A 25,283-nucleotide genomic window follows, 5' to 3' on the forward strand; every position below is an offset into this window, starting at 1 on the left:
TGCTTGAGTATGCCGTCAAATGCCCCGAGCGTTGCGTTGCGAGCGCAGCCATGCAACGTCGGAATCGCTGCGCCACAGTTATGCCTCTCGTAGAATACGGTGCGATCAGAATTTGACAGTTTTTCTGACGAAGAGGCTATACATGTGAATCCGTTGGCTTCAAATTCCCGGATCACTTGGCTCAGCGGTCGTCCAGCAACTGCGATGTTTAGCACGGTAGTGGCGAAAGCCTGATCAGACAAAGGCAAGGACGCCGGCACGGTATCCGGAGACGATTGAGCGAATGCGGCTGAGCTGTACACGCTCGCGAGGGTTATGAGTAGAAGCCGGCAATGGTCTTTCATGGGCGCTAACGCCTGAGTTAAGCCGATCCGCGAAGCGGATTCGGCTTGAATGAATTGTTAGCCGCCACCCGCGGCCAACACTGAATTTTGATTCTTAAGCTTATGGTAGGCGAAGGTTCCGGAAACGCCTTGCCAGAAGTAGTAGATAAAGACGATCGACAGGATAACGCCGGAGGGCTTACCTGCCTCGATCATGAGGAAGATCTTGGAGATGACAAAGTAGGTGAGCATCACTACCGCGCAGGCGCGGCTTTTTTTGTAGATGCCAAAGGCCAAGCCAAAGATCAGCCCAACGTCGATAAGCTCCCAGGCGGAGAATCCGAGTATGTCGGCTCCCGACATCGCAAAAACTGTGACTACAAGGGTGATAGAGCCAGAAATGGCTGCCGCGACCCAAGCGCTCTTAATCTTCTTGCGAACATCCTCTGGAATTTCCGGAGCGGGATCTGCGACATGAGCGGTCGGCGCTGAGTACGGATTTTGGGTTTCCATGATTTCCCCTGTGGCGGCTAACGCCTGAATTAAGCCGACCCGCGAAGCGGGTTCGGCTTGAATGAATTGTTAGCGCTCATTGCTCGACCAGAATTCTGACGCTCTTGTCATTAATGCATGAGCTCTCTTGCGTGATCTTCATTCCATGGTTTGCTCCATGCACGCGAACAATCAGTTCGCTATCTGATGCCCATTCCAGTGAGACTGATTGATCATTGTCAAACCTAGCTGAGGCAATTGATGTTCCTGCATCACCACAATCAGCCGTATTTAGATCTGGGGGCGGGCCGGACGCAAATACAGATACCTGGCCATAAAAGCCGGTATTGGTAGTGCACCCGTACTTCCCAGCTTTCGCTATGTACTTCCCATTGGGTGAGGGTAGTTCAATAAACGTGTCATCCTGACAAAGCCAGCATGAAGTGAGAAGGAGGGTGCTGAGAAGGAGCAGGATGCACTTCATGAGCGCTAACTACGATTAGACCCCAAAGTGGGGCGTAGCGCGGATTGTGGGTGCGGCCTGGGAGGCCCGTCAATCGAGTTTTTCTTCGCTACACAAGAGGTTACGGCGGTATCGCGGGTTAACCGTGCATGCAACATGGCGGATGTTTACCGGTACGGAGGCCGTCTAACGTCTACTGCGGAAGATGCCGCGGTCATAAGCAATCCAGGATCTGCTCGGCCAAGGTCCAGGCTGTTCGATGAAGTTCGGCGCGGATTGCGAGTGAAGCACTACCGTTTGCGAACGGAACCGATCTATCTGTATTGGATTCGCCGCTATATCCAGATCAACGGCCGCAGGTACCCATGCGAATTAGGCGGTACGGAAATCGAGTACTTCCTGAGCGATCTGTCCATTGGCATCGAGTCGCCCCCAGTACCCAGAACCAGGCGCTGGCCGCCCTGCTGTTCTTGTATCGGGAGATGCTGACCTTGGACATGTAACTGGGCCCACGGGTAGCACCTGAAACAGGTTGAATCCACAGTCCAGGCTGTGTGAACCGGCTCATTGAGCTAGGATCTGGAGTGATTTGCTTCGGGGATAGGCGCGGCAGCCTTAGTCCGAAATCGGCGAGCCAGGCGTTGGAGGTCGGATGGTGCGGTTATGGGACTTTTCGCTATTCAAGAGGATGCGCCAAGCCGTGATGGGGGCCATGGTCCTATCCGGCGCCTTCCTTTCCGTGGGCGCGCTCGCGGCCGCTCGGAACTCGGACCAGGTGCAAGTCCTGCCGGCGGCGTTCAAAGAGGGCTTGGTCTATCTGCAAGTTTCGCTCGAAGGTGGGGCGTCCGTCTGGATGTTGCTGGACACCGGGGATGAGGGCTGCTCGCTCGATGTTTCGGAGGCTAGGCGGCGGGGCTTGCGGCTGACCTCCGATCCCGCGGGCGTTGGCGGATTTGGCGAAAGACGGCAGGAGGCGTTCAAAACAAAAGTTGCGCTGCAAATTGGCGCGCTGTCCCTGAGGCGCGTCGCCTGCCGCGCCTACACGCTGGCGCCGGTTCAAGGTCCCGATGGGCAGCCGGTCGCCGGGGTCCTGGGTTACGCCGTACTAGCCGGCAAGGTGCTAACCATCGACTACCCCAATCAGCGCGTGCAACTGGACTCGGGGCCGCGACAGAGTGGGATAGCGGTCGACCTGGTGGCGCATCTTCCCGTCGTCGACATTAAGATCGGGACGCGCTCGGCAAGGGCGCTGATCGACACGGGTGGCGCTTATGGGTTGCTCATCGTGCCCGCCGCCGCCGAAAGCTTAGGTTTGTCCGAGCAACTGGGGCAGGCCCAGGCGATCGAAGGCGTCGGCGCCTCCGGGCGGCAGGCAGTGAAGCTAGGCACCGCGCCGAGTTTTTCGGTCGCGGGCGTGGAGCAGTCGAATCCCCTAGTGGTGTACGCCAGCTTTGGGACAGAGACCGTCTCCTTCGATGCGGCGCTTGGACGAGATGTCCTGAGCCGTTACAAGCTTGTGCTGGACTATCGGGCGCGAACGTTCCGCTTGGACCGATGATCGCCCTGCATCGGGATTCAGATTATTCCTACACCGCAAAGCGGTATCGGCCGATGTCGGCGGCTGGGCTCTACCTACACTCTATGCCCGCCCCGGCAGCACGCCCTAGCACCGGCGACGGATGCCGCTCAGCTAAGGACCATAGGGCGCCGCCTTGAGCAAGCGGTGAAGCTGGGCCGGGGCACTCTCTATCTCCTCCTCTTTGCCCTCCTCTCCTCTATCTCTCGCCGGATCCGCGCCTCGTGGCGCAGCGCGCAGATCATGACGACGGCCTTGCCCGATTCGTAGCTGGCTGGCAGATTTCTCGCTCGAAGTGATGCTCTTGTGCAGGTTCATTGCGACATTCTCTTTAGCCGCACTTCGTTGGCAATCCCCGTATTCGCTATTCGCGAATTGCGAATATTCTTGTTTTCCTGCAAGTGACTCCGACACCGTTACGGATGCGGGTTCGGCTTGAATGAATTGTTAGGGCGCAATCGACTTGAGCCAAACGTGGCATAGGTCAATCGCATGATCCAGCAATCGACGATAGCGAGCATGCCTTGACCTCAGTGATTTGAGCGGCCGATTCAAACTCTAGGAGGTGCGACGTGCCGTGTGGCCCTAGTCGAGGAATCCCGGTTATGTCCATCTCGTAGGCGGACCCAAGCACTTTGAACAGATTCTCGTACTGAGCAAGGATATCTTCATTCGTGCGATCTACGGTCATGACCGTTATTAGATGATTCGCAGTTAGAGAGGGGTCGCAACTAACTACTGCTACCGCACCCAGCGGGTGAGGATAGGTGCAGGCATGAACGATCACCCGCCTGTCTTTATACGAAGAGAATGACTCCTTGAGCTGCAGCATATCGATATGAGGCAGGGAACTGGTGGTCAAAGTCCCGCATGCAGACATGCAGATCGCTAAAGCTGATATGAAGACCACTGAAATTTTCATTGCGCCCTAACTACGATTAGACCCCAAAGCGGGGTGTAGCGCGGATTGTGGGTGGGGCTTGGGGGGGCGTCAATCGGCCCTTTACCTATACGACACAAGGGATTACGGTGATCACGAGTCGGCAGCGCATGCAACATTGCGGGTGTTTACCGGCACCGAGGCGGTCTAATGCCTACTACGGAAGATGCCGCGGTCATAAGCAATCCAGGATCTACGCTGCCAAGGCCCTGGCTGTTCGATGAAGTTCGGCGCGGAATGAAACAAGGCCCCGACCTGCGGGGCCTTGTTTGCTCACGGACCCCTGAAGGCGCTCAGATCTGTTGCATTGGAGCGCTGGCTGCCTTGGTTCCCTCTTGGTTGAGGCGAACCGATGCGCTCACTCATGGCCCAAGACACGGTGTGGCTGGTAATGCGCTTCCAATGCAGCGAGTTCGTTCGCATCAAGCGTCAGCGAGCATGCTGCGATTGCCTGATCCAGATGGATCATTTTCGTGGCGCCGATGATGGGGGCCGTCACACCAGGCTGGTGAAGTAGCCAGGCCAATGCGACTTGCGCAGGCGACATCGACGCGCCGCGTCGCGCGGCGACCTCGGCAACGCGTTCGGCGACTTGGAAGTCGGAGGGCAGGTAGTACATGTTGTGGGCGAATGCATCCGTTTTCGCCCTGACCGTGTCGCCGCCGTCTTGCGAGCGATTGCCGGCAAGGAAGCCGCGCGCCAATGGACTCCAGGGCACCACTGCGATGCCTTCCGAGCGGCAAAGCGGCAGCATCTCTCGTTCTTCTTCGCGGTACACAAGATTGTAGTGATTTTGCATTGAGACGAACCGTGCCCATCCCTGGCGCTCTGAAGTCGCCAGTGCCTTCATGAACTGCCAGGCATGCATGCTGGAAGCACCGATATAGCGGACTTTTCCGGCTCGTACGATATCGTTCAACGCCTCAAGCGTTTCTTCAATAGGCGTTTCGTAATCCCAGCGATGAATCTGGTAGAGGTCGATATAGTCCATGCCGAGGCGGCGCAAGGACGCATCGACCGCGTGCAAGAGGTGCTTGCGGGAAAGGCCTCGACGATTCGGGCCATCGCCCATCGGGTAGTAGACCTTGGTAGCCACCACGACCTCTTCGCGGCGCGCGAAGTCGCGCAATGCGCGCCCGAGGATCTCCTCGCTGGCACCCTGCGAGTACATGTCTGCGGTATCGAAATAATTGATGCCCTGCTCCAAGGCATGCTGGATGAACGGACGACCTTGTGCTTCCGGCAGTATCCAGTCCTTTGATTCGGGCAGACCATAGCTCATCACGCCCAGACAGAGGCGCGAGACTTTAAGACCCGTCCGTCCGAGGTTCACATACTTCATGGCGCTACTCCTGGATCTTGTTGGTTTTGGTCCGGGGCCTGGCGATGGAGGCCGACACCCAAAACGACTAAGGCAATGCCGATCAGTTCGACAACGGAAGGAATCTGGTGCAACACGACGACTCCAATCGCCACGGCGGTCGCGGGAAGTAGCGCTATGAATAGCGCATAGGTCGCTCGCGAGAGACGGGCCATGGCGAGTTGGTCGAAGACATACGGGATGACGGACGAACTGATGCCCACGCCGATGCCCGCGGCCAGTGCAATCGGATCAACCAGCGCCGGCGCCGCATCGATCAGGCCAAGCGGGGTCACGACGACGGCGGCCACCAGCATGGCCGCACCCAGACGATCGAGGGAGTTTGTCCCCGGTTCCGCCCGCGCGACCCGATGCGCGAGGACGATGTACAGCAGGAACAAAGCGGCGTTGGCGAAGGCCCAGGCAAATGCTTCGGGATCGCCCGCTAAGCGAATATCGGTAAGCAAGTAGACCCCTGAGATCGCGAACACCAGAGCGACGAGGTTGCGAACCGAACGACCGCTGACCAGGGCCAAGACGATGGGGCCAAGGAATTCGATGGCCGCGACCGTACCCAGGGGCAGTCTGTCGATCGCAACGTAGAAGCTGTAGTTCATCAGCGCAAACACGACGCCGAGCGCCACAACGATTTTCTGCGTGGATGGCCTGGCGGCGAAGAAAGATTTCCATGGTTTGCGCCAAAGGGCGAAGACCGCGGCGGCGGAAACGATACGCAACCAAGCCACGCCGCCCACCGGAACCCGGGCGAACAGAAGTACGGCGAAGGACGGTCCCAGGTAGTGGAAGATCGCGCTGCCGACGAAATACACGTGCGGTGGAACGCGGTCCATAAGCGTAGGCGTTGCCCTGTTATTACCGGTTAACTCGTTCATGATGGTAATAACAGTATCCCTCAATGTATTACCTGTCAAATGCGTTTTGGTGGTAACATTTTCCGATGGACGCATTACCTCTTGATCCCGGCAGCTACCGCGGTACGTACAAGCTTGTGGGCGGTCGCTCCTCCTTGGACTTGGTCAACACGGTGAGTTGGCCTGGCACCGAGCGCACGCACGACTGGTTCGACTCGGTGGCCAACCTGAGGCGCTGGATGGAGGCGGTGGGGGTGCCGGCAAGATCCCTGAAACCTAGAGACCTAAGTCTGGCGATCGAAATCCGCGACGTGCTGGCCGCCGTCTTGCGCCCACTCGCGCATGGCGAGCTGCCTTCGCGAAACGCGGTTGGGCGCCTCAACGTCCGGGTAGAAGAGGCGTGTGCCCGGCGAACCATCGACCCCGCCACGCTGGCGTGGACCTGGAAGCAACCAATGGCGCTAGCGGATGCGTTTGCGCCGATCGTTCTGGACGCTGCCGATCTGGTCACCGCTAGCGGCCATGAACGACTTCGTTATTGTCCCGCCTGCGACTGGCTGTTCGAAGATCAGACCCGCAACGGCCAGCGGCGCTGGTGCGACATGGCGGATTGCGGTAGTCGGGACAAGGCCAGGCGTTACTACCACCGCTCTCAGGAATAACGCGCGTAGGCAGGTTAAAACCACTACTGGCCCTGCCTCTGTGCAACTCCCGGAAGGCGGTCAAGATCCGCCGGGCTGCGCTCTTTTTCGGTATCTGGATGAAACAAGGCCTCGACATGCGGGCCTTGTTTGCTTGCGGACCGATGAGGGCGTTTAGACCTGTTGCACAGGAGCGCTGGGCACCTTGGTTGCGTTGCGGTCGAAGCGTGCCGACAGCATCTTGCGCAGAGCGTCCAGGCCTTCGCCTTTGCCGGCGATCTTGAGGAAGGCGTAGCCCTCGAGTGCGTTGGTCATCAGGTCGCCGCCCAGGGCCATGGCGGTGTGTCGGCTGGCTCATGTTAGAAAATAGCTAGAGAACATATGCGATCGAAATGCATATGTCATCTGATGTCATTTTCTTACCAGAGAGCGACGCGCGTCGCATTAGATAGCCCTTCGGATTGCCAAACCAGCAAAGAAGACACCATTGGTCACCCGGACACCAGTAGTCATAGGCACGGAGGTCATAGTCTCGGCCGCTACCCTGATTGGGTTAGCAGAAGTCAACACTATTCCCTAGATGCGAAAAGAAGAGCCTTGAGTGGCTGTTCGTAGGGTGAATTTCCCCTATCCCATAATTGATGGCAATAATGCCTGTAATTATTGGTTACGAGGTCCGTTGCTACGCCCATCGGAAACTTGTTGCGACAAGATTCCCGCCGGCGTATACAGAAATCCGATGCGGCTTCCAGAAGCTGCTGATTGGGGCGTAGTTAGAAAAGGAGATTCACCGGCCAACTTGTGGCTCGGTGAGTTTTTAGACTATCCAAATAAGGGGAAGACAAGGATGTTTACAGCACCGACGCGGCTTCGTTTCTTTTTTGCAATTGCTATCGTACTGCAGGCGCCGCTCGCCCAGGCACAGAGCGGTCGATATACCTTCCAAGAGTACGCCGATTCGATTACGGCAGCCCAGAAGCGCACAGCACTCGGAGATGACACTTTCGGCGAGCGTGTTTCTCTCTTCTCCGGTTCTACAGAATTTTCGATAACCGACGTTAGCATACCTGGCAACAATGATTTGCCAGTGTCGCTTGGCAGAAGGCTAGTCATCCAGGATCGGCGCCGAGGTTCTGTCGATCTATCCAACAATTTTCTTGGCGGTTTTGACGACTGGGATGTAGAAGTTCCGTACCTAGAGGGAACCTTTTCGGCTGCGGGTTGGGTAGTCCAAGATCAGAACGCCCAGGCAACTGCCAACCGTTGCTCAAATGCGGCGCGCCCTCATCCGGAAAGCACAACGCATTATGCCGTGTGGGATATCTGGAGCGGTTACAACCTCCATATTCCTGGCAGTTCCGATGAGAAGCTTGCTTTCTCTGTAGCGGGCGCTCATGGCACGCCGTCGGATGGACAGCCTTATCCCTGGGTTGCGAGAGGCAACATTCGATTCCGATGCTTGACCCAAACAGCCAATGGCTACCCGGGTGAGGGATTTATTGGTGTTACTCCTGAGGGAGAAAAGTACTACTTCAATTGGGTAATTGAGCGACAAGCAGTCTCGATGCGCTCCAAATATCCACTCTATCCTTTCACTGTAATCCCTAGAAAGCGGGTACTCATCCTGGCGACGCGTATTGAAGACGTTTTTGGGAACTGGGTCAACTATACGTATGCAAGCGACAAATTGACGCAAATATCGTCGAGCGATGGGCGCGTGATTGACCTCACCTATACCAACGGGAAAATTTCGAGTGCGACAGCCAACGGTAAAACCTGGCTGTACGCTTATTCTCCAACGACCACTGCCAATGACGGCGGATTATCGTTGGTAACGCTTCCGGATACTTCTAGTTGGGCCTACTCGAAAGCAGGGCACTTATACGAATTGACACCCATACCAAACGGCGAGGGCCAAGAATGCGACCCCATAGATGGAGACCGGCCAGGTCCATTTAGCTATAACGCCGTTCACCCTAGCGGATTGCGCACAACATTTCTTTTTCAAAGCTATCGAATTTACCGTGGAGCCGCCTCCACTTGCAGCGGACCGCAACCCTCGTATTACGACGTCTGGGGATTGATTTCCAAAGTTGCCTCTGGCCCAGGAATCAATTCTCAGACAACCACCTACTCAACGAGCAATGGATATCCCGCAACCGCGATAGGGAAATGGACTTCCGTGACTCGTCCTGATGGAACCAAATCCCGTTACCGATACGGCACAACCGTCTATTCGAACGAAGGGTTATTGCTGGAAGAGCAGGTTCTTGATTCTGCAGACAACATCAAGTTCAAAAAGGTATCCGACTATCAGCTGACCACGGACGCCACAGCGCCTTTCGCCATCCAAATTGGCCTCAACCCGCATTATTCGCAATACGACAGCACGCTCATTCGGCCGGTAAAAAGCACGGTTATTACACAAGATGGAGTTGCATTTTCAAGTACCGTCAACTCTTTCGATAGTTTTGCTCGCCCATTGAACATCACGAAATCCAGCGCGCCGGTGACACCGTGAGTTCCGCAGATTCTGCGGATAATATTCAGCTTGAGGACCTGCGCGAAGGAGTCTCTGTCAGCTTGAATCGCAAAAGAAGGATCGCTATGAACAACTTTAGACCATGGATTGGACTAGGCTTTCTTTTGCTGGTGATACCCCTGGCGGCGCAGTCACAATCCTATAGCAGAACTGAAAGCATCGCCTATCACGACAATACGACCAAATGGGTGCTGGGCCAGACAGCCGAGGTGAAGTGCGTGGCCCCGACAACCGCGCTCCCTGTCGGTTGCGGTGCCTCGGGAACAGTCATATCCCAGACTACTTACGATGCGACGTACGCACGTCCGCTCACTATTAAGTCTTTCGGCAAGCTGCAGCAGACTCTGACCTATGACACCACGTCCACCGTTGTCAGCGGTCAGTTGGGTACCGTAAAGACAGTCGCTGATGGCAACAACAGCGTGACTACATTGAGCAATTGGAAACGTGGTACTCCGCAAACCATCCAATATCCGGGTACACCCGAGTCGCCAGCCGGAGCTACCCGATCAGCGATAGTCGATGACAACGGTTGGATTATGGCGGTCACCGACGAGAACGGCTTCGTCAACACTTATGGTTATGACGCCATGGGCCGCATGTCGAGCATTGTCTATCCAACAGGCGATAGTACGGCCTGGAACACAGTGACAATGGCATTCCAGCAAATCAATGCCGACGAACATAGCCTACCGGCCGGCCATTGGCGACAGAGCCGTTACCAAGGCAACAAGCACGTCAATACTTATTACGATGCTATGTGGCGTCCAGTGTTGGAAGAACAGCTGGATTACGCCAATATCGGTGGAACATTAAGCCAGACGGTAAAGCGTTATGATGTAGGCGGTCGCTTGGCTTTCCAGTCGAACCCGACAGCCAATGTGGGTGATTTCAATTCCGTTACCCAGGGGATGCGCACGACCTACGATGCGCTGGATCGGGTAGTTCGCATCGAGCAGGATTCGGAGCTCGGCGTATTGACCACAACCACCGAATACCTGACGGGCTTCAAGACCCGCGTTACTCCCCCTAAAGGCCAGCCGGGCAACACCGCTTGGCAGACCACAATAACCTACATGGCGTATGACACGCCGACGTTTGATTTGCCGGTCACCATTCAAGAGCCGGAGGGGAGGGACACGACGATCGTCCGCGATATTTTTGGGAAACCTACCGCGCTAAACCGAGGTGGGAATGGAGTAATCGCCACACGGAATTATGTGTATCAGGCGGATCAGCAGCTGTGCAAAACCATAGAACCCGAAATCGGCGCTACCGTATACGGGTATGACGGCGCGAGCAACCTGATCCAATCGGCCTCAGGCCTGCAAGGTTACGGCGATCTCAACAGTTGTAACCATCCCCAGGCATGGACCTCGGGGCGAGTCGTTAACCGAACCTATGACGCCCGCAGCCGACTCAAGACATTGAGCTTTCCGGATGGTAACGGTAACCAGTCCTGGGACTATACGCCCGATGGATTGCCCAGCTTGGTTACCACTACCCAAGCAAATGTCGTACCCACGACCAATACCTACAGCTATAACAAGCGTCGCTTGCTAACCAATGAGCAAACCAGCATCGCGGGGGCCCCTCTTTCGCTGGGATACACCTACGACGGCAATGGTTCGCTCAGTGTGCTGACTTATCCCAACACGCTGACAGTCAGCTACGCGCCCAATGCGCTGGGCCAGGCAACCCAGGCCGGTAGCTACGCTACTAGCGTGCAGTATTACCCCAACGGGGCCGTCAAGCAGTTCACGTATGGCAATGGTCTTACACATAACATGTCACAGAATGCTCGCCAACTGCCGTCTCGCGTGACCGATGGCGGCAACGCGCTTGATTTTGAGTATCTATACGATAAAGCCGCGAATGTGAGCGCCATATATGACTATGTCATCGGCACGCCCACACCCCAACACCGTTGGATGGGTTACGACGGATTAGACCGGCTCAGATGGGCGTCCTCCGTGATGTTTGGAGTCAGCCAACAGTTCAACTATACCTACGACGCCCTAGACAATTTGAAGTCTGCCAAGCTGGAGGGCGTAAAGGACTATGCGAATTATGTGTACGATCCTGTGACCAACCTCCTGACCAATATAAAGAATAGTAGCGGGGCCACGATAGTGGGCATTGGCTACGATGTGCAAGGTAACGTAAGTAACAAGAATGGCGCTAACTTTGGCTTTGATTACGGCAATCGTCTTCGTGGTAGCGATACCGAGTGGTATGCCTACGATGCGCATGGGCGTCGGATTCTGAGCTGCAACGCCACCGCTTGCGATTACCAGCAGTATGCCTCCGACGGAAACCTCTACTTCCATCTCGATTATCGTAAGGGCAAGCGCTACAACAACATTTATCTGGCCGGCAGCGTAGTTGCGATCCGCGAGGCAGGCGTCCACGATGAAAGCAATCCGCAATTGAAATACCAGCACACCGACGCGCTAGGCAGCCCAGTGGCAGTAACCGACGCGGCCGGCTCAGTGATCGACCGCACCAACTATGAGCCCTACGGCGCAGCGCTGAATGAGCCGACTTATGACGGCATCGGCTACACCGGCCACGTAATGGATAGCGCCACGAGCCTGACTTATATGCAGCAGCGGTATTACGACCCTCAGATTGGCAGGTTCCTGAGTGTCGATCCAGTAATGGCAGGCAGCAGCACGGGAGCGAACTTCAATCGGTATCGGTACGCCAACAACAATCCTTACCTATTCACTGATCCCGATGGGCGCCAGGCAGCTGAAACGATACGCGAACTAATACTACCAACGAGCGCTGAACTTGTTGAAAGAGGTGAGTCTGGCACGGCGGGCACGAACACCGTAGGGGCGTTGAAGCAGGTAGGCAATACGGCGCTGCAGACTGCTTCTCTTGCGTTAGACCCGATTGGAACGTTTCTGAGGGGCGGAGCACCCCAGATACCAATTCACAATAATGAACTTGAAGGTGCGGCCGCAACGGAGCTTGGTGTTGCAGTTTTCGGTGCGCTAGCGGGCGGGGGCGGCACGGGCGCTGGTCTTGCAAGGAATGGTGCTGGTTTGGTTGACGATGGGGCAAGAGCACTAGCGGGTAGCGGAAAGAACTGGATTTACTCTGCTCGTGAGCTGATCCGTCGAGCAAGCGAACCTGGACCGTTTCATAATTTCCCTGAGTCATTTAACAAACACATCTTTGCCGGGAATAGGGAGATCATCAGCAATAGCTACATTCTCTACACTAGGCCCGGGATGCTTAACGGCAAAACTGGGGCCTTCCAGATTGGTGTTAGACCATCTCCATCCGGACGGACGGAGATCATAACTCATAGATTCTTCAGACCAGATTAGTATGGAGGCGTGACGTGTTCCTGAGTAAAAATGGGTTCAGCTCAAATTACGATGTAGGACTCTCACTAAGTAGGCCTCTCAACAGCTTGCGGTTTTATAGGAAGAATGATCGCAATGACAAAACGATGGTTGAGTTGGACACAATTGGGCGAGACGTCCTACTGGAGGTTAGGCCGGTTGAGGGAGAGCCTTGGGTCGGCCATTTCATAGGGGGTTCAGAGGGGCTAAGTGCAGTTCTGCCAACGCCCAATTCCAATGTCGTCTGCGTAGTCGTCGATGGACAAGGATATTGGGTTCCTGTTGACGACCCGAGAGGCTACTCGGTCATTGATGTAGTACCAATTAAGCGCGCAATAGTTATCGAAAAAAAACATTTAATGATTTTTGTAAGTTTCACCAGACTGGCTGCATATAGTGAAGGAGGCTTCAGTTGGGCTACGAATCATCTTTCTTGGGATGGGCTTGAGATCAAACTCATCACCGACGATCGAATCGAAGGTATCGGATGGGATGCAGCTATTGGGGAAGAGGTGAATTTTTCTGTGGATATCCTAAGTGGTGAATCTGAGGGCGGATCGAGCCCGGAAATGTATAGGACAGGTCTTAAAGGGCTGTAGGATGGGCTTCAGCTCACCGCTGCTTTTTTTTCTAACCTCTTTTTCCCTAGGGACTGGTATCTGAATTTTTCGGTAGCACGCGAAATGAAACAAGACCCCGACATGCGGGGCCTTGTTTGCTTGCGGACCGATGAGGGCGCTTAGATCTGTTGCACCGGAGCGCTGGCTACCTTGGTTGTGTTGCGGTCGAAGCGTGCCGACAGCATCTTGCGCAGGGCGTCCAGGCCTTCGCCTTTGCCGGCGATCTTGAGGAAGGCGTAACCCTCGAGTGCATTGGTCATCAGGTCGCTGCCCAGGGCCATGGCCGTGTCGTCGCTGCGCTCTTGCAGGCGGGCCAGGCGTATGAGGCGCGGGCGCAGGGCGTCGAGCATGGCCAGGTCGCGGCGGAAGCCGGGGTAGTCGAAGTTGACGGGCAGGATGCCGGGATTCTCGCCCAGGACGTCCACGGCCTGCCGGCAGAAGGCTTCAGACTTGTCGCCCATTTTTGTGAGTTGGCGGCGTTGGTCGGGGCTGAGTGCGAGCAAGCCGCTTAGCTGGGTCTCCAGGGTGTTGAGGGCGCCGTCGATGGCGTTGAGTGCTTCGGGGGTGAGGCTGAGGTCGATCAGGTTCTGACTCATGTGCGTTCCTTCATTCCTTGTCAGTGTTACCGGCCCGCTTGGCCGGCAAGTCAAGCCTAGTCCTCCTTTCACGGGCTTCCTACTCACAATTGCAGGAGCCAGCCGCCCAGGGTTCGCCGGCCGAATCGTTGGCGCGAGCCGTAAATCCCAGTGGCGGACCGCACGCGCTCCACTCGCAACCCTCCGAGCCCCGATCCAGGGCAAACAGGCTCGCGCGGCCAGCAAAAAGGTTTGCGAAATTCGGGCTTTGGGAGCCAGGCGCAAGGCTCTGCAGTCCATCGCTGAAGCGTTCTGCCCTACTCCCGACTTTCCCTGCCCGGCGATCGGCTCGGCAAGGCTCGGATTTGCAAGCTCCTTTGCCTTGCGCGCGGGAAGTTTTGCTCAGAGGTTGGGAATTTAGGGGGGGAGGCCAGAGCTCTCTGGCAAACAGGCGGGATGATTTGGGTGGCGACCCGGCCTAAAAGGCTGGCGGGGATGAATTTGGATGCCTGCAGCCGAGATAGCCCCTCGCAAGCTCTGTTATGGGTTCTGCAAGCAAACCCCAGACTTACTCGGGCGCCGGCCACACGTGAGGCTGAATGCCGCTGCCGAACATCTGATACGGACCCACCCTAGCGTGCGAAGGCTCGATTCTAAAATTAGAGTTCTTAGAAATGAACCTTCTTAAAGAGTCATCCATCGTGGATGAGTACACAGTGCTTTCAGCACACCGCACGATGCTCTGATTCACCACTCCAACCTCGTTTCTGCCCAGCGTCCCGAAGAACATTCTGTTGTTTGGAAACTGGAACTCTTCGTCTGACACTCTTGAATCTTCTCGGCTTCTTATCCTTACCGCTAACGTAGGACTAAGTGGAAACGTCCTGTACTGGAAGGGACCAACTGTCTCAGGACCGTAGGCAACCGGAAAATCACTACTCATGAATGGCCTATCGGTATTGTTCGTTAAGACCACCCAGTCAGAGTTTCCAAACGTACTCAGCCGAGAATAGATCTGACTAACGCCTATGGCGTGTGGATACATCTGGTCCACGCTCACCGTAAGCCGGCCACTTTGAATCGCTTCTTCAAATGTAGAGCCGAGAGAAGATGGCATTTCAGGAAACTCACCTGCGCTGTCTAGCGCGCTGCCGACCTGCTCGATCATACGTGCCATAGGATAGGACTCGAGGCGCAGCGTTGCCGGCGTGCAAGTTAGAACATATGCAATGAAGCCCGCAATAACGTAAAGGTCCTCCCTCGTTGGCTCTCGAATGGCGAACGCCCTTAGTGCACGGTCATAGTTCGGCTCTATGGTTGTGAGGAAGTCCTCAATAGCGCGTGGTTCATTCAAATACCTATTCGTATTGCCTTCATCTATCCGACAGATGGAGCGAGCGTTTGGAGTGAAGTAGAACCCATCACGCTTCCGCACTGCATGCAGGAGCCGATTCAGATCGTGCGCATAGAACTTCCTCAAATGCACCTGAGAAACGTAGTGATCGAGGGCCATCTACTAGAAACCTCCGCGGTGATTGATCCAGCACCCTCAGATCAGGTACTGGCAGGGTATGCGCCTGTATCTTCAAACAAAGCTACCCATACGGCCGTAACAGCTATTGCCGAACCTGTCCGTGTGCTTGTTGAGCCTCGCATCAAAGGAGGAACGACTAAACTTCTTCAGGCAATAGGGGCACTGAAGGACATAAGCTCGAGTCGCCGACAACCCCTTTTTTTGCGCTCTAACGCGTGCGACAGATGACGGCTTGGGGCTTGCTCGACCAGATCCAAACCGCCCTGTCCCAAAGAACGAACCCGCCTTCGCGAGTTCAATCGGATATCGAGGCTCGAACTCTTGCTGAGTCTCAGCAATGGACTCGATCTTGTCGGCCGTGAAGGTCTTTATGCTTGTCGTTCCGCTGCTGCCACCCGTCCTATCGTATGCGTAAAAATATTCTCTCCCCACTCCATCTGATTTACGCTTGAATACAAGAGCGTACGGCTCAACGTGTCTTTCGTATCCTCCGTACATCAAGATTAGGAGGCGCTTGAGGCGACCGCCTTCCATGATCGTATTTCTTATGTCTGAGGAGAAATAGATCGACCCAGCCCCATGCGTCCCTGAATTGAATCGAGGTTCCGCCAAAGAAAATATCTCAACAACCAAACTTTTAAACCAGCTTTCGGCGTCATCGAAACCAATCTCAGAGTTTGCCGGGCACACCAAATATTCGTTCCAGAATCCTTTGATCAGCTGGAACGGGAGTGAGAGAAGGAGGCCTTTTGCCGCTTCCGGACTACCGTCATAGATCGTTTGTTTCAAGAAGGTCGATAGAATCTCGCGCTTAGATACCGCAAGCGACTTCTGAAAGAACAGAGAGTGCACGAAATCGTACAAGTCAGGTGAATGGCGTCGTTGAAGAAGAGCTTTGAGCTTTGACGCCAATAACTCTTCCAGCTTGAAGCATCGAATGTTCGCCCGACACAACGCAAAATCAGAGTAGCTATGGATAATCTGTCTCGACTGCACTGGCAAGAATATGTTGTCGAAGTCCTTTACGTCCAAACTTACCCTAATCCGGAGGTCTTCATCTTCTCCGTAAAAACTCTTGAAGTAGACCCGAGCTTCAAAGAAGCGGGACTCTCCATCTACCATTCGCTTCTCGCCAACTCTAGATTCATCGATCAAAAACTCAATGCCACTGTTTTCATTAGCATGTGCACATGCTTGCTTTATAGATTCAAGCAGAAAGCCGGCGTCAACTTTTGACTTTGTCGAAAAATCAAGATCGCTTGAGTATCGAGCAAACTCAAAATAAGCTTTTCGGAAGCAGTTTCCACCTTTCAAGACCAAGTGTTCAGATAATGCGTTGTTCGGCTGATAGAACGAGGAAAGCAACCAGCCGAATGCGTAGTCCCTTTGCACATTGGCAGTATTGACCCCCAGCTCACTGGATTTTTCATCAATCTCAGAATCATAGATCATCGGTCTTAGCTCCAGAATCTGGCGAAGGTTCATCGCCCGCACTGCTGTCGCTTGCTGTCTGATCATCCATCGACGAGAGTGCGACGCACTTTCTGATGTAGGCTGTGCTGATCCGGTGGACAAGCTCTATAAGACTGTGTATTCGCTCGTCAAGCTCTTGCGTTGACCATGGAGAAACTAAAACACCATGCATCACTTGATTTCGTACTGACTGCCACGTATCGATATGCAACTTGGTGATAGCACCGTTTTTAGCAAGAGCTTTAAGCGACTGAACGATGCCTTTAGTTTCAGCGTGAGCAACGGAGTTTACGATCCTCTGCTTTAGCAGTTTGTCTCCCTCCCAAAGCTCAACATGACGCTTAATGCTTTTAAGGTCACTCTCTTGAAAGTCTGACTTTCTTTCGTCGCTAGTAAACATCAGATTTGAGACTCCCTCCACAACGCTAGCCAGCGTCATGCAAAGAACCCAATGAGATCCCGTAGATGCCTGGATTATCTCGTGGTAATACTGAGTAAGAGGGTGCGACTCAAAATTCGGTTCGCCGGATTTGTCTCTGGCATGGACAATCATTGTGAGAATATCGCTGTACATTTCCCAAAAATGATCCCCTGCAAGATACGAATCTTGCTCCAGGATCGAAGATGTCAAAGCGAAGGCATTGTGAGTAGGAGATGGCCTCAGCCAAACAATCGCCTTCCCGCCCCCAAAGTTCCTAGCTACTAATCTCGGAAAAACCAGCTGTCCTAGCAGCAAAGACAGGGGCTCGCTGATCCAGTTCTCTGCATACGGATGTGGGAATAACTTGGAAGCATGAGCTTTCGCCCAGATTATGTTTCCCTCCGGTGCGTGAAAGAACTCGACATGCGTACCGACAACTTCTATCGATTTCGATCCGGGCCCTCTGGACCAGAACACCTCTCGATCCGCTCGTTTTATCGAGGTCACCATGTTCATTGGTATAGGAAGACGCAGTTTTGAATCGTAAACGACCTCTACGCCAGGCTCCTTAGAAACCCAACGTCCGGACACGTCAGTCATCAAGGAGCGAATACTTCCAGATATTCGCCATACACTAGCTGTGGTTTCCCCCAGATCCAGATGGGTCCACCCGCCATTCCACTCGGTTCCGTCGTAAGCAGTTGCAACGATCCTGAACTGGTCACGGATGTTATATGGATTCTTTTGTGCGCGAACTATGCGCTTGAAGGCCTCACCCCCGTCCGCTGGGGTTGCATGCATGACGAAGCCGATCCGCGTACGTGAGAGGATTTCAATATGACCCGGCCCGGAGAAAAGAGGTGGTTCGAAATCCCGGCCGATGATTTCCATAGTCGGGCATTCAATCGTGCTGGGAATACGCAGGACGCGGTCTACCCATCTACTTAGTGTTCGGACTGATTGATGCGCTTGCTCTTCGGTCGTCATCGCAATACCTCTGCAATCCATTCTATGGGCTCGCGAAATCCGACATTCCGATGCTATGGCCGCAATGACACGCCAAGCGCATTCAAAGTCTCCGTAGTCATGGCCCCAGATGAAATTAGCCCATGGTCGGTCTGAAATTTTCCTAGCGCAGACTTCGTTGTAGCACCCAACACTCCATCTATGGCGCCGGGATCGTATCCCTTGGAGTAGAGCGCCGCTTGAACTCGCATAATCATCAACTGAAGCTGATCAGTTGAAGGCCGTGGTGAACGGCTTGGCTCCAACGATTGCTGGGTTCCATAATTACGCCAAGGCTTGCTGGTAACACTGGAAGACTTGGGAGTGCTGGGCTGATAGCTACTCGGCTCCGGCGCCGTAGAAGGTCGATACGTGCTTGGAGGTGTGTAGGTAGTTCGCGGCACCGGAGGTGGCGCGTAAGTGGGGCGCGGCGCCGGAGGTGGCGTGTAAGTGGAGCGCGGCGCTGGAGGTGGTGAGTATGAAGAGCCACTTCCCGAGTAGTGCGAACTATGGGACCTGTGCGAGCTATGGCTGCTATGGGACCTATGGCCCGCATACATATTTTCCATATTCACGTTGAGGGGCGCACTGAGGGTCACCGCATAACTGGCATCCCGTTCGGCAAGCGCGGATACGTTGGCATCTAAAACGGAGGTGCTTTGATCCTGCAAAGACCCATGCAGACTGGAAAGCGCAGCCCCGGTGAATGTCAGTGTCTTGCGCATACTTGTTCCTCCACCTTTACTCGCCTGATTCCGCGACTGGTCCATTCAGGGGTAATCCACCCAAAAAAGCCACCGCAGTCTGATTTGATGTCGCATTCTGCACACGCTGGCAGATAGTCTTGCTTCCAATTTGAAATGCTTCGACGCGCGAATGGCCTTAGTGCATCTGGCAATGTGCAGAGTGGCAAATTGTAAAGGGACACCGACATACCTCTCTGATCCAAGAAGCCGACTGCCTCACGGAGCGTTCCAGCCATGTCAACTGGATCAATCCATAGGGCTTCGTGATGCGCCTTGGCAAACCCAATTGGCTCGATGCCCATCAAAGCCACATGCTCAACAAATGGCAGGTTCTGATAGATGTATCTCACCAGCGAGGACAGTCTTTCGACCGTGGGCTTCACTAAGACCACGCGAATCTCAATGCGCTGCCTCGCCGCATGCAATGCATACAGCCCTTTGATAGTTTCAGCAAAAGCCCCGCTGCTCTGCACTATGTAATCGTGCAGCCGGAAATGGTCGCCATATAGCGGCACGCCCCAGGTCAATGAAGGATGCAGGGCCTTGAACTTGTCTGCATACATCGCATTTTCAAAGTTGCGGCCATTAGAAAGAATGTGGATATGCGTATCAGGCAGCGCATCCGCACATACTCTAATAATCTGGGTTAATCCATCTCCCAGCAGAGTGGGTTCGCCGCCGCTAATCGCAATCGAGGGCTCTTCCTTATCGATTAGCTTTGCAAGCTCGCAGAGATGCGACACGCGCCAATCGTCTTCAATCTGACGCGGAGGCTGCGAACACATTAGACAGAAGCTGTTGCATCGCTCAGTAGCAAATAGAACGTTGCCGTTATCGCCGCGTCGATACCGCACCGCGACCTTCGATACGGAGGGTTTGACTTCAATCACATCCCCCGCTTGCGCAATGGCTTGGTCGCCAAGCAGCTTAAGACTTGGACGCCCGCTCGGAGCAGCCACGCCATCACTGCTCAAGAATCCGGCCCAAGGGAGAGCCAGTAGGGATTCCGAGGAGACTTTTGCTGGATCAGACCGAAGATCCAAGATCATATTTTCTAACGGGAATTTCCCCTGCCAGAATTCCTTCAGGCTGGCCACCTTCAACAGCGCGGGCTCTTGCCACCCCTGCATCTCAACCTTGGCTTCGAGGGCGAGCATTAGGCAACTTCCTTTAGGGCCGTTGGCTCGCGAGAGCGAAATACCCAGCGCTCCAACGTAGCCAGATCGATGGAGGAGAGCGTTTCCATTCTTTCCAACAGCAAGTCAAACAGACCCATCTGCTTGCGGCAGAAATCACTTGTCGGCCGATGCCCGATGGAGTCCCCTTGGCGTGCGTAGTGATCGATCGGATCTGCGCCGCAGAGAGGGACATAAGCGCAATCAGAGCAGGTCGGTAGCGACTCAGCTACGCCAGCGGTCATGAGCCTCTTCATTGCTGGTGAAGCAAGCCAAGTAGCAACAGACTGATCCACCCTTCCCATAGAGAAGGTGTGATCACCCATAGCGGCTAGCATGCGTGCCTCATCTGATGGGTAAACCTGGCCGTCATAGTCGTAGACCACCGTGCCCAGCCCAGCGCCGGTCGGTGAACGGAGATCGACATAGCCGTGGCTAAAAGGTGTCAGCAATTGCGATAACAGCAAGCTTCCATAGGTCTCCTCCATGGCGTATCCACCACGGTTTACCGACAAGATATGATCAAGTGCGGCCTCGTAGAATCGCAAAAAGTCTGGGATCGTGTATCCGTTTCGAATCTTGGTCTTTTTTGCGAAGCCGTAGGGGCTCAGCGGACGCAAGGAGATCGAGTGGAATCCCTGCCTCTTATATTCATCGATGATCTCAATGGGAACTTCCAGGCTTCGACTGGTTAAAGTCGTTAATGCGGATACTGAATCCTCACCCAGGGCCCTTCTGCCTCGCTCTATTCCCTCCACTGTTCGACGATAACTATCACGCTCCGGTCTTGGCCTGTTGGCGTTGTGGAGCCACTCGGGGCCATCTAATGAGGTCGACAGCTGAAACTGGTGTTCTTTAAAGAAAGCCAACTGATCTTCTGTCAGATTGTGAAGCGTAGAGGCCAAGACAAACCGAAGAATCCGATTTTCGGTCTTGTTGCGCGCTTCTATCATCTCGGTCAGCGATTTCACCCTGTCAAAATGCAGCAAGGGCTCGCCGCCCTGAAACTCAATCGTGAGTCGTTCAGAAGGCCATTCGAATAGACGATCTACCGCATGCTGTGCAGCGATACCCGACATGTCGAACTCGGCTTTGGTCGTCGGCTGTCTGGAAACCTGGCAATAGGAGCAGGTGTGGTGACAGCGCAGGGATACGACAAAGATGTGTAGCGCTGGCCCACCTTGCAGATAAGCCTTTCGTGTCCGGTACTGACTAAGTAGTGGCGCCAAAGTAGAACGGTCTGGATCTGTTGCGATCAGATTTCGCGCTTCCATGTCCGCGAACAGCGATTCACCCGGATTCAGAGAACCACTGACCGCGCGCGCGAGATCAGCATGAAGCATTACCAGCCAGTCACCCGACATGGAGGAGACGAAAACACGTTCCTGATCCCAAGGTAGCCTGCGGAAACGCAAGGGCAGCAAGCGGTAACCCGAAGCGCCTTCGAACGCATCTTTGGTGGCGAATCTCATTTCTACTCTACGGTTCGCGGCTGGGCTTGCCGTAGCGCTGCTTGCGTCAGAACAACGTGTAGTTCTGCGGTTTGGCTTCTGACCCTTTCTCTCAGCAAGTCATCCAATAAGTCGTTGCGGAAACGCCGCTCTATGTCGTCTATTTGGACATCGCCCCTTATGGGTATCAGACGGACCTGAATTCCCGCAGCCTCAGAGTTGATCTCTACGAAATAATCGCCGGTATAACGATGCGCTGTTCTGGCGACAACGTCTATCGAGAAGACATCTCCCAAAGCGATGTTGAAAGCCTCGTGAGCTTCCATAATTCCTCCCCCATTACCTGCTTCCCCAAGTCCGATGCTGCTCCCCATTAGCTTCGGCTGCAACCTTTGCTCTTTCGCGCATGCGATCATTCGCCGCCACGGTATGCAACGTAAATAATTCACACGCAGCCGATCCTTCAATCATTTGTGAGTTGACGCCCACCGGCGCGCGCAACAGACTTCCGCCACGGGGCCTAGAAACTCCACACAGAGCGGTACCCACCTCCGAAACACTGGTGGGTTTTTTATGCCCGAAGTTGGGCATAAGACCGGCGCAGATTTCTGCGTCGGGAGTGGGCTAATAAAACACCCGAAAGGGGAATACGCCCGCCGTCTCTGTGCGGTTTCTAGCCTCCCGACATCCCGCCTGCCCCCTAGCAAGCGGGCGTACCCACGGATCGGAGTACCGCCATGTCCAAGTCCCGCCGCACCGCCGTGCCCACCCCCGGCTACCACCTCCCCGAAGAAGCCCACCAACAACTGCAGTCCCTCTGCCAACACCTGCACCTACTGGCCGAACTCAGCCACCCCGAAATCCTCCACCCCGACCACCTGATCCTGCCCCGCACCGGCCTGGCCCACTGCTTCAGCCAGCTGGCTGAGGTGGCGGACCAGATTGTGGGTAGTACTACCTTCCAGCCATCGTAAGGGGTGGGCTGGGGTGGCATTCTGGGGTTTGGGGGTCCGCGCCAAGAGCGCCCTCACCCGGCCTTCGGCCACCCTCTCCCGTAAACGGGAGAGGGGTTATCAGTTGGGGGTGGCCGCCAAGAGGCCCGCCCCTCCACGACATGACCTCCGACATGCTTGCGCATCGTATTTCGATGCGCTTAATATCGTTAAACGATATCTCCGGAGACCGTGCCATGACCCGCACCAGCGCCCAAGCCCTCGCCCTTGCCCGGCCCGTCATCCAGGGCCTGACCCTCCTCAACGCCTTCTATGCCCTGTGCATCACCGCGCTCCTGGTCTTTAGCTTCTTCATAGAAGGCTGGCCGCAACGCCCCCTCGGCTTCGACCTGGTCAACGCCCACCCCCAGGTAGGCAACGGCCTGCGCGCCATCATCGTCGTTGGCCTGGCCGGCGCGGCCATCGTCCACACCGTCCTGCGGCGCCTGCTGGCCATCGTCGACACCGTGCGCGTCGGCGACCCCTTCATCCTGCAGAACGCCCAACGCCTCAACGCCATCGCCTGGAGCATCGCCGCGCTCGAAGGACTGCGGCTGATCGTCGCCGCGATTGCCGCGGTGGTGTGGGAACCGGGCAAGGTCGACGCCTTCTCGCCCGCCGCCTGGCTGGCGGTGCTGCTGATGTTCGTCCTGGCCGGCGTCTTCGCCCACGGCGCGCGCATGCGCGCCGACCTAGAAGGCACGGTGTGACATGGCGATCCTGGTACGCCTGGACGAAAAACTGCACGAACGGCGCATGACCCTGACCGAACTGGCCACGCGCGTGGACATCACCGTGGCCAACCTGTCCATCCTCAAGACCGGTAAGGCGAAGGCGATCCGCTTCTCCACGCTGGAGGCGATTTGTGTGGCGCTGGATTGCCAGCCGGGGGAGTTGTTGGAGTTTCGGCGGGAGGGTCAGGCGGGCGATGCGGTTGCTGCGGATGCAAGCGACGAAGCGAGCGCTTGAAGAACGGCAAGGAGAGCCTGGAAGGCGCAGAGCTAATTGATTCGTCATTCCCGCGAAGGCGGGAACCCAGTGACTTTCGCTCTTACATGACGAAACGAACCAAGCAAAGTCGCTGGGTCCCCGCCTTCGCGGGGATGACGGCTGAAAGTTTTATGCAGTGCGGGTTTCTGAAGAATGTGTGGGATCACGCGAAGAGCACCCCTCCCCAACCCTCCCCTGCTTTCGCAAGGGAGGGGGCAAGAGCGGAGCACCCCTCTCGCACCTTCTCTGCGTCGCGAAGGGGGTCCCTTCGGCCAACTCTTTTTAGACAGCCCCTTCCCGGACAATAAGAAAACCGCGAGTGCGTGGGGACGAAGGGTTGAGCGGCGCGCTCATCGCTTCCCACAACAAGGTTGCGGGTACCCAGACCGGTGGATATTTGTGGGCGGCTACGTCGAGGATCAGGAAACGGTCTGTGCCGGCGTCATAGGCGGCGAGCGGTGAGATGTGGCCGCCTTCGGCCTGGCCGAGTTCGGCGCGTTGATAGTTCACCAGTAGAAAATCCCCGGACGTCATCAGATTCTTTCGTGCGATTCGGCGGAAGGTTTCCAAGTCCGTGTCGGAGGCATAGACCACCGTCGTCCTGACGCCATGCGCACGCAACAGATCGCTGAGCTGGTTCAGCGACATTCCCGACACGCTCACCCGCCAGGAAGGCTTGATCTCTTCGACGGGGTCGGTGAAGAACGTGGATTGATCGAGATGCCCCTGCTTGCCGTGCATGGCATTGATGACGGCTACGGCGCTGGCCACGCCACAGTAGGAACTGCGCGTTTGCGCGACGAAATTTTGGGTAAGGCTTTGGTAATCGGCCAGATATTCACTTTCGGCGACCAGCTTCTGGCCTGAGGGCGATTGCATGGAGACCAGATATTCCGGTACCGGCAACTTCTCTACCTGCGGCTTTCGGAAGTATCGATCCCAGGCAAGACTTCCGCCTGCGAGCAGAAGAAAAAATACCAGACCCATGACAACGGCCAAGGACCGTTTCATCGCACCCTCCCCGCGCTTGGACGCCGATCGGGGTTCAAGCGCGTGGGGTCAGGATTGTCCTTGGGGGGTCAAGTGGAGGTGAAAAATAAAGGCTTGGGAGCTTGGATGGTCTAGGCGGATGGATCGCGCCAAGAGCACCCCTCCCCAACCCTCCCCTGCTTCGCAAGGGAGGGGGCAAGAGCGGAGCGCCCTCCTCTCATTCGAGCTCCCCTGCGCCCCGAAGGAAGTCCCCTTGAGGGCTTCGCAAAAGAGGGGCCTAGAATCGAGGGAAATTCTCAGGGGATGAAGGTTTGTTCGGGATCGTCGAAGGATTTGAATTCCAGCGCGTTGCCCGACGGATCGAACAGGAACATCGTCACGTGCTGGCCGGGCTTGCCCTTCAAGCGCAGGTGCGGCTCCTCGTGGAAGGCGACGCCGGCCGTCTTTAGGCGCTTGGCCAGCGTCTCCCACGACTCGCGATCCAGATTCATGCCGAAGTGCGGAATAGGCACCGCCTCGCCATCGAAGCGGCCGCTCTGCAACGGCTCGCCCGCGCCGGAGATATGGGCGACCAGGTGATGGCCGAAGAAATCGAAATCCTGGTAGCTCACATCGCTCCTGCCCTGCGGGCAACCGACCACCCCGCCGTAGAAGCGGCGCGCCTCGTCCAGGTCGCGCACCGGAAAAGCCAAATGGAACTGGGTGAGGTTGCTCATGACACCGCCCTGCTCACGGCATGCCTG

22 protein-coding genes are annotated in these 25,283 nt (G+C 55.6%); 9 read left to right on the forward strand and 13 right to left on the reverse strand.

Features of this window, described 5'->3' with window-relative positions:
* Positions 1–401 precede the first annotated feature (401 nt).
* Complete coding sequence (locus AC1DTQ_RS10000; protein WP_477849419.1) at positions 402–836, reverse strand: hypothetical protein; 435 nt, start codon at positions 834–836, stop codon at positions 402–404.
* A gap of 598 nt (positions 837–1,434) precedes the next feature.
* Here AC1DTQ_RS10000 and AC1DTQ_RS10005 point away from each other — a divergent pair.
* Both AC1DTQ_RS10005 and AC1DTQ_RS10010 read left to right on the forward strand, forming a co-directional pair.
* Entirely contained in the window at positions 1,435–1,767 is a 333-nt protein-coding gene (locus AC1DTQ_RS10005) for a phage integrase N-terminal SAM-like domain-containing protein (RefSeq protein WP_477849420.1), read from the forward strand.
* A gap of 199 nt (positions 1,768–1,966) precedes the next feature.
* Entirely contained in the window at positions 1,967–2,836 is an 870-nt protein-coding gene (locus tag AC1DTQ_RS10010; RefSeq protein WP_477849421.1) for a pepsin/retropepsin-like aspartic protease family protein, read from the forward strand.
* A 1,316-nt stretch (positions 2,837–4,152) separates the two neighbouring features.
* On the opposite strand, the gene AC1DTQ_RS10015 is transcribed toward AC1DTQ_RS10010, so the two are convergent.
* Both AC1DTQ_RS10015 and AC1DTQ_RS10020 read right to left on the reverse strand, forming a co-directional pair.
* Entirely contained in the window at positions 4,153–5,136 is a 984-nt protein-coding gene (locus tag AC1DTQ_RS10015) for an aldo/keto reductase (RefSeq protein WP_477849422.1), read from the reverse strand.
* Positions 5,133–6,047 (reverse strand): EamA family transporter, encoded by a 915-nt coding sequence (locus AC1DTQ_RS10020; RefSeq protein WP_477849423.1) that lies wholly within the window; start codon positions 6,045–6,047, stop codon positions 5,133–5,135. The genes AC1DTQ_RS10015 and AC1DTQ_RS10020 overlap by 4 nt, the downstream gene beginning before the upstream one ends.
* A gap of 65 nt (positions 6,048–6,112) precedes the next feature.
* Here AC1DTQ_RS10020 and AC1DTQ_RS10025 point away from each other — a divergent pair, with 65 nt between their 5' ends.
* On the forward strand, positions 6,113–6,688 hold the full coding sequence (locus AC1DTQ_RS10025; RefSeq protein ID WP_477849424.1) for a CGNR zinc finger domain-containing protein: 576 nt from the start codon (positions 6,113–6,115) through the stop codon (positions 6,686–6,688).
* 153 nt (positions 6,689–6,841) lie between these two features.
* Here the strand turns inward: AC1DTQ_RS10025 and AC1DTQ_RS10030 are convergent, their stop codons facing one another.
* Positions 6,842–7,003, reverse strand: a complete 162-nt coding sequence (locus AC1DTQ_RS10030) for a hypothetical protein (RefSeq protein WP_477849425.1) — start codon at positions 7,001–7,003, stop codon at positions 6,842–6,844.
* 403 nt (positions 7,004–7,406) lie between these two features.
* On the opposite strand from AC1DTQ_RS10030, the gene AC1DTQ_RS10035 reads away from it, so the two are divergent.
* The 3 genes from AC1DTQ_RS10035 to AC1DTQ_RS10045 are packed head-to-tail and all read left to right on the forward strand — an operon-like array spanning position 7,407 to position 13,167.
* The gene (locus AC1DTQ_RS10035) at positions 7,407–9,188 is read left to right on the forward strand and encodes a hypothetical protein (RefSeq protein WP_477849426.1); all 1,782 of its coding nucleotides are present in this window, start codon (positions 7,407–7,409) and stop codon (positions 9,186–9,188) included.
* A complete protein-coding gene (locus AC1DTQ_RS10040; RefSeq protein WP_477849427.1) occupies positions 9,185–12,550 on the forward strand; it encodes an RHS repeat domain-containing protein in 3,366 nt (1,121 codons plus the stop codon). Before AC1DTQ_RS10035 ends, AC1DTQ_RS10040 begins: the two co-directional genes overlap by 4 nt.
* Positions 12,551–12,564: 14 nt before the next feature.
* Entirely contained in the window at positions 12,565–13,167 is a 603-nt protein-coding gene (locus AC1DTQ_RS10045) for a hypothetical protein (RefSeq protein WP_477849428.1), read from the forward strand.
* A 140-nt stretch (positions 13,168–13,307) separates the two neighbouring features.
* On the opposite strand, the gene AC1DTQ_RS10050 is transcribed toward AC1DTQ_RS10045, so the two are convergent.
* The 7 genes from AC1DTQ_RS10050 to hxsB all read right to left on the reverse strand — a co-directional run bounded on the left by AC1DTQ_RS10050 (position 13,308) and on the right by hxsB (position 21,589).
* Positions 13,308–13,784, reverse strand: coding sequence for a hypothetical protein (locus tag AC1DTQ_RS10050; RefSeq protein WP_477849429.1), 477 nt, complete (start codon positions 13,782–13,784; stop codon positions 13,308–13,310).
* A 547-nt stretch (positions 13,785–14,331) separates the two neighbouring features.
* Positions 14,332–15,276, reverse strand: coding sequence for a DUF4238 domain-containing protein (locus tag AC1DTQ_RS10055; protein ID WP_477849430.1), 945 nt, complete (start codon positions 15,274–15,276; stop codon positions 14,332–14,334).
* 72 nt (positions 15,277–15,348) lie between these two features.
* The gene (locus AC1DTQ_RS10060) at positions 15,349–16,815 is read right to left on the reverse strand and encodes a nucleotidyl transferase AbiEii/AbiGii toxin family protein (RefSeq protein ID WP_477849431.1); all 1,467 of its coding nucleotides are present in this window, start codon (positions 16,813–16,815) and stop codon (positions 15,349–15,351) included.
* Positions 16,739–18,082: a hypothetical protein gene (locus AC1DTQ_RS10065; RefSeq protein WP_477849432.1), complete on the reverse strand. Its 1,344-nt coding sequence runs from the start codon at positions 18,080–18,082 to the stop codon at positions 16,739–16,741. The genes AC1DTQ_RS10060 and AC1DTQ_RS10065 overlap by 77 nt, the downstream gene beginning before the upstream one ends.
* A gap of 149 nt (positions 18,083–18,231) precedes the next feature.
* Positions 18,232–18,966 (reverse strand): His-Xaa-Ser repeat protein HxsA, encoded by a 735-nt coding sequence (gene hxsA, locus AC1DTQ_RS10070; RefSeq protein ID WP_477849434.1) that lies wholly within the window; start codon positions 18,964–18,966, stop codon positions 18,232–18,234.
* Positions 18,906–20,099 (reverse strand): His-Xaa-Ser system radical SAM maturase HxsC, encoded by a 1,194-nt coding sequence (gene hxsC / locus AC1DTQ_RS10075; protein ID WP_477849436.1) that lies wholly within the window; start codon positions 20,097–20,099, stop codon positions 18,906–18,908. Before hxsC ends, hxsA begins: the two co-directional genes overlap by 61 nt.
* Positions 20,099–21,589: a His-Xaa-Ser system radical SAM maturase HxsB gene (hxsB, locus tag AC1DTQ_RS10080; protein ID WP_477849437.1), complete on the reverse strand. Its 1,491-nt coding sequence runs from the start codon at positions 21,587–21,589 to the stop codon at positions 20,099–20,101. Before hxsB ends, hxsC begins: the two co-directional genes overlap by 1 nt.
* Before the next feature lie 716 nt (positions 21,590–22,305).
* Between hxsB and AC1DTQ_RS10085 the strand changes: the two genes are divergently transcribed.
* The 3 genes from AC1DTQ_RS10085 (at position 22,306) to AC1DTQ_RS10095 (ending at position 23,529) form a co-directional block, all read left to right on the forward strand.
* On the forward strand, positions 22,306–22,542 hold the full coding sequence (locus AC1DTQ_RS10085) for an XAC0095 family protein (protein ID WP_477849438.1): 237 nt from the start codon (positions 22,306–22,308) through the stop codon (positions 22,540–22,542).
* Positions 22,543–22,757: 215 nt separating this feature from the next.
* Positions 22,758–23,270, forward strand: a complete 513-nt coding sequence (locus AC1DTQ_RS10090; protein ID WP_477849439.1) for a DUF2975 domain-containing protein — start codon at positions 22,758–22,760, stop codon at positions 23,268–23,270.
* 1 nt (position 23,271) lies between these two features.
* A complete protein-coding gene (locus AC1DTQ_RS10095) occupies positions 23,272–23,529 on the forward strand; it encodes a helix-turn-helix domain-containing protein (RefSeq protein ID WP_477849440.1) in 258 nt (85 codons plus the stop codon).
* Between the two features lie 303 nt (positions 23,530–23,832).
* On the opposite strand, the gene AC1DTQ_RS10100 is transcribed toward AC1DTQ_RS10095, so the two are convergent.
* Positions 23,833–24,549, reverse strand: a complete 717-nt coding sequence (locus tag AC1DTQ_RS10100; protein WP_477849442.1) for a phytochelatin synthase family protein — start codon at positions 24,547–24,549, stop codon at positions 23,833–23,835.
* Positions 24,550–24,836: 287 nt separating this feature from the next.
* Positions 24,837–25,256, reverse strand: coding sequence for a VOC family protein (locus AC1DTQ_RS10105; RefSeq protein WP_477849443.1), 420 nt, complete (start codon positions 25,254–25,256; stop codon positions 24,837–24,839).
* Positions 25,257–25,283 lie beyond the last annotated feature (27 nt).

This window comes from Pseudoxanthomonas sp. P4_B2 (assembly GCF_056402315.1).